The sequence below is a fragment of the Ideonella azotifigens genome, assembly GCF_006519715.1.
Lineage (GTDB): Bacteria > Pseudomonadota > Gammaproteobacteria > Burkholderiales > Burkholderiaceae_C > Ideonella > Ideonella azotifigens.
Genome location: NZ_VIDT01000387.1, coordinates 1 through 5397, shown reverse-complemented (window position 1 = coordinate 5397; position 5397 = coordinate 1). Strand labels below are relative to the sequence as shown.

The 5397-nt window shown below is 68.8% G+C and carries 4 protein-coding genes and 1 pseudogene; 1 reads left to right on the top strand and 4 read right to left on the bottom strand.

Annotated elements, in window-relative coordinates; translation table 11 throughout:
- A pseudogene (locus FKP22_RS32310) lies at nucleotides 1–205 on the top strand (formimidoylglutamate deiminase); the annotation flags it as partial.
- 31 nt (nucleotides 206–236) lie between these two features.
- On the opposite strand, the gene FKP22_RS20085 reads toward FKP22_RS32310, so the two are convergent.
- The 4 genes from FKP22_RS20085 to FKP22_RS20070 form a co-directional block, all read right to left on the bottom strand.
- Nucleotides 237–698 (bottom strand): metallophosphoesterase family protein, encoded by a 462-nt coding sequence (locus FKP22_RS20085; protein ID WP_141289471.1) that lies wholly within the window; start codon nucleotides 696–698, stop codon nucleotides 237–239.
- A gap of 33 nt (nucleotides 699–731) precedes the next feature.
- Nucleotides 732–3263 (bottom strand): two-component system response regulator, encoded by a 2532-nt coding sequence (locus tag FKP22_RS20080; protein ID WP_141289470.1) that lies wholly within the window; start codon nucleotides 3261–3263, stop codon nucleotides 732–734.
- Between the two features lie 16 nt (nucleotides 3264–3279).
- Nucleotides 3280–3708: a response regulator gene (locus FKP22_RS20075; protein ID WP_141289469.1), complete on the bottom strand. Its 429-nt coding sequence runs from the start codon at nucleotides 3706–3708 to the stop codon at nucleotides 3280–3282.
- A gap of 84 nt (nucleotides 3709–3792) precedes the next feature.
- Nucleotides 3793–5397 (bottom strand): sensor histidine kinase (locus FKP22_RS20070; RefSeq protein WP_211361485.1); only part of this gene is annotated, 1605 nt, incomplete at its 5' end.

Here is a 5397-nt window from a genome sequence, read left to right as displayed (position 1 = left end):
CCTGCTGGTCGCCGACCCACGCGACACCAGCCTCGCCGGCATCCCCGCCGCCCGCAGCCTCGACGCCCTGATCTTCTCCAGCCCCACCCTGCCCTGGCGCGACGTGATGGTCGCCGGCCAATGGAAGCTGCGCGAACAGCAAATGCCCGGCAGCGACGCCATCACCTCGGGCTTTGTCAGCGCGATGGAGGAGCTGTGGAGCTGAGGCAGGCGGCGGGTGGGCGACGCTGCAGCGATCAGCTCATGAGTTCGACCAGCTTGCCGCTGACGGCGTCCCCGCTGATCTGCAGTTCGCCCACCGAGACAGGAAGCTTGAAGCGGCGCGGGCCGGCGCTGCCGGGGTTCAGGTAGAGCACACCATCGCGCTCGGTCATGGACGGTCGGTGGGAGTGACCAGAAATCACGGCGCGCAGACCGGCGGCCGGCGGATCGACGTCGAGGTCGGCCAGGTCGTGCACCACGGCGATGGTGACGCCACCGAACTGCAGGTATTCGATGGCGCGCAAGGCTTCCGCCCAGGCGCCGCGGTCGTTGTTGCCACGCACGGCGGTGACCGGCGCGATGGTGGCGAGCTGCTCCAGCACTGACGGCTCGCAGATGTCGCCCGCGTGCACGATGTGGTCGCTGCCGCGCAGGAAGGACAGCGCCTCAGGGCGCAGCAAGCCGTGGGTGTCGGAGATCAAGCCAATTCGGAGCATGGCCGATTGGAGCACCGTCAGCCCGATGGGGCTTCAAAGGGACGCGGGCTCCGTGTCGGCCATGTCGCTTGCGGACGCGTGATGGGCCGCGTGGCCGGCCAGCCAGGCCATCAAGGCCTCGGCGGGCATCGGCCGGGCCAGCAGGTAGCCCTGGATGCCATCGCAGCCCAGGGACTGCAGGCGAAGCCGCTGTTCTTCGGTCTCGACGCCTTCGGCGATCACGCGCAGGTTCATCTTGCGGGACATCGCGATGATGGCTTCGGCGATGGCGGCGTCGTCGCCACCGGCTTGCGAGAGGCCCTGGATGAAGCTGCGGTCGATCTTCAGGGCCTGCAGCGGCAGCTGCTTGAGGTAGGCGAAGTTGGTGTAGCCGGTGCCGAAGTCGTCGATGGCGAACAGCACGCCCATCTGGTGCAGCCGGCGCAGCAGCGCCAGCGCCTGCTCAGGATCCTGCATCACGCTGGACTCGGTGATCTCCAGCTCCAGGCAATGCGCCGGCACGCCGCTGGCGGCCAAGGTGCGGGCCACGCCGAGGTCCAGCCCTGGGCGCTGCAGCTGGCGCGCCGAGAGGTTGACGGCCAGCACCAGGTCCGTCTGGCCTTGCTCGCGCCAGCGGCGCAGCTGCTGGCAGGCGGTGTTCAGCACCCAGTCGCCAATCTCCAGGATCAGGCCGGTTTCCTCGGCGAGCGGAATGAAGTCATTCGGCGCAATCAGGCCCAGGCGCGGGTGCAGCCAGCGCACCAACGCTTCGACGCCGCGCACCTTGCCTGTCAGCAAGTCCATCTGCGGCTGGTAGTGCAGCAGCAGCTCGTGGCGCTCGATGGCGCGGCGCAGGTCGTTCTCCAGGCGCAGCTTGTCGTGCGCGCGGGCATCCATCTCAGGGCTGAAGAAGCGGTAGTCGTTGCGGCCGGCGCCCTTGGCCTTGTAGAGCGCCGTGTCGGCGAATTTCAGCAGCGTTTCGGCGTCTTCGCCGTCGCGCGGGAACAGGCTCACGCCCAGGCTGCAGGTGACGTGCAGTTCGTGGCCATCGATCTGGAACGGGCGCGACAGCGAGGCCATCAGCTTCTCGGCGACGTGGGCAGGATCGGCCACGTCTTCAATGTCCGGCAGCACGATGACAAACTCGTCGCCGCCGAGACGGGCCACGGTGTCGTCGTCGCGCAGCACCGCGCGCAGCCGCTCGGCCACGCACTTGAGCATCTCGTCGCCGACCAGGTGGCCCAGCGTGTCGTTGATGGTCTTGAAGCGGTCCAGGTCCAGGAACAACAGCGCCATCTGGCCGCGCTGCCGTTGCGCATGGGCCAAGGTCAGCGCGAGGCGGTCCATCAGCAGGCTGCGGTTGGGCAGGCCGGTCAATGCGTCGTGGTACGCCAGGTGCTGGATGCGCGCTTCCTGGGCCTTGCGCTCGGTGATGTCCTGCACCACGCCGGCGCGGCGGAAGGGCTGGCCGGATTCGTCGTTGGCCGGGTAGCCGCGCATCGCGATGTGGCGCAACTGGCCGTCTGGCCGCTGGATGCGGCATTCGAGCGAAAAGTGCCCGTCCACCGCGGCGGCCAGCGCCTTCGTGACCATGCCGAGGTCGTTCGGATGCACCGCGCGCTGCCAGGCCATCCAGTTCTGCTGCAGCACGGTGGGTGGCTCGCCCCAGATGCGCTCGAAGCCGGGGCTGACGTAGAGCACACTGTGGCGCTGCGGGTCGGCCAGCCAGAAGGTGTCGCCGATGGCGTTGGCCATCTGGTGGAAGCGGGCCTCGCTGTCGCGCAGCGCGCCACGCTCGCGCTCGAGTTGCACGCGGAAATGCGCGCTCTCGATGGCCATGGGCAGGCGGCGCAGCATGTCGTCCTGCTTGACCAGGTAGTCGGTGGCGCCGAGCTTGAGGGTCTGGATCGCGCTGTCTTCGTCGCCGTGGCCGGTGATGATGAGGATGGGCAGGTCCAGGTCCCGCTCCTGGCGCAGCAGCTTGACCAGTTCCAGCGCGTTCATGCCCGGCAGCTGGAAGTCCAGCAGCAGCACCTGCGGCATCTCGGGACCACCCGCATCCAGGCGCGCAATGACCTGCTCGCCGGTGCTGACGGCCGAGACCAGGATGTGCGGCGCGAAGCGCATCAGGTGGCGGGCCAGCAGGTCCACGTCGGTGGCGGTGCGCTCGGCGTACAACACGCGGATGGGCCGTGCGCGCTGCTCGCTGGCAAAGCGGAAGCGGGTCCAGGCGATCTGCAGCAGCAGCGGCAGGCGGTCCAGGTAGGCGCCCTGCTTGACGATGTAGTCGTCGGCCCCGCCGCGCAGCGCGGCGACCACGGTCGCCTCGTCACCCGAGCCGGTCAGCATCACGACGGTCAGCGGCAGATTGCGCTCGCGCACGTGCTGCAGCAGCTCCAGGCCATTGCCGTCGGGCAGGCGCATGTCGAGCAGCAGCAGGTCCGGCAGTTCACCCGCATCCAGCAGGCTGCGGGCGCCGGCCAGGTCACCGGCGGTGGTGAGCTGCAGGTGCGGCGCGCTGCGGGCCAGGCTGCGGTGCGTCAGGTCGGCGTCCTGCGCGTTGTCTTCGACGTAAAGGACCTTCATGCGCGACCGGGCGGCTTCAGTGGCTGGGCACGTTCTGGTTCAGCACACACCAGTACAAGTCGATCTGCGCCGCGACCTCGATGAATTTCTCGAATTCGACCGGTTTGACGATGTACGAGTTGACGCCCAGGCCGTAGGCCGTGGCCACGTCGGCGTCTTCGCGCGAGGTGGTCAGCACGACCACCGGGATGCGCGAACACAGCGGATGGGCCTTGAACTGCCGCAAGACCTCCAAGCCGGAGACCCGCGGCAATTTCAGGTCCAGCAGGATGACCACGGGCAGCGGCTCGCCGGCTTCCCAGCGCGGCAACCAATCAAGTGCCTCCTCACCGTCCCGGGCAACGGCCAAAGGGTTGGCAATGTGCCGCTTGGCAAAGGCCCGGCGCGTCAGGTCGACATCCATCGGGTTGTCTTCGACCAGCAAGATAGGCCGGTTACCGCTCATTGCCCATGCTCCGGCCCCAGGGCCCAGGTTGGAAAACCTGAGAATACAGCCAAGCCCTGCTCGCCAGCAGGGTGGGCACCGGCATCAGAGCGGCAGCTCGATGAAAAAGTGCGCACCAACGCCAGGCACGCTCTCGGCCCAGACGCGGCCCCGCATGCGCTCGATGGCCTTGCGCACGATGGCCAGGCCCACGCCGGTGCCGGGATAGTCCTCGGCGCGGTGCAGGCGCTGGAAGATCTCGAAGATGCGCTCGGCGTATCGCATGTCGAAGCCGGTGCCGTTGTCCCGCACCTCGATGCGGCAGCGCCCCTCGTGCTCGGTGCAGCGCAGCCAGATGCGGCGCTCGGGCCGGCCCTGGGTGAACTTCAGCGCGTTGTCCAGCAGGTTGCGCAGCGCCATCGTCAGGCCCTCGCGCTCGCCGGTGGCCTGGCTGCAGCTCAATTCCCGTTCCAGCGTGACCTGGCCCTGGTCCAGCTCGCGCTGGTATTCGCCCACCAGGCGGTTGATGACCGCGGCCGGGTCGATGCTGCCCAGCATCGGCCGGCTGCGTTCGACACGCGAGTAGGCCAGCAGGTCGTCGATCAGCTGGCCCATGTGCACGGTCGCCTTGCGGATGGTGTCGACGAAAAACCGGCCCTCCTCGTCCAGCTGCTCGGCATGGTCGGTCAGCAGCAGCCGGCTGTAGCCGTCGATGCCACGCAGCGGGGCCTTCAGGTCGTGCGAGACGGAATACGAAAACGCCTCCATCTCGCGGTGCCGCGCTTCCAGTTCGGCGGTGCGCTCGGCCACGCGGGCTTCCAGCTCGGCGTTGGTGCGCAGGATCTGCTCCTCGACCTGCTTGCGCGCGGTGACCTCGTGCAGGAAGCCGTGCCAGGCAATCACGCCATCCGCCTCGGCCACCGGCGTGAGGTGCATCTCGATCCACAACAGGCCGCGCACGGGATGGTGCACGCGAAACTCGTCACGGCAAGGCGCCATGCTGCGCGCCGAGCTTTCCATGGATTGGCGCAGGCGCGCTCGGTCCTCGGGCACGATGACCTCGTGCGGGTCACGCACGCCGCCGCTCGCGTCGGCGTTCAGGCCGTAAGCCTCGGCCACCTTGGCGTTGGCCAACTGCACGTCGACCGCGCCGTCCGCGGCGCGGCGGTAGGTCATCAGCACCCCCGGCGCGGTGGCCACCAGGCGAAGCAGCTGTGCCTCGGCGGCCAGGCGCTTGCGCTGCTGCTGCTGGGCCTCGTGCGCCGCGGTGATGTCCTCGATCAGCCCGGCCATGTGGGTCATGCGGCCGGTGGCATCGCGCACCGGGTAGGCATGGTCGCGCACCCAGATCATCGAGCCGTCCGGCCGCTGCACCCGATACTCGGTCTCGTATTGGCCGGTTGCCGCGGCGGCCACGAACTCGGCCGCCACCTGGCCCCTGTCCTCGGGGTGAATGCCAGCCAGCCACACGGCATGGCAGTCCGACAGATCCGGCCGGCATTCCTGGCCCCACATGCGCCAGAACGCCGGGCTGACATACAGCGTGCGTCGCTCACCCGGCCGGCTGAGCCAGATCGCGTCACCGGTCGCCTGGGCGAACAGGCGGAAATGCTGTTCGCTTTGCTGCAGCACCGCCCAATCGGCCGCCGCACTGCCGCCAGGCCAGCAGAGGCAGCGCATCCAGCCGCCCTCGCGCGCCACCCAGGGCCC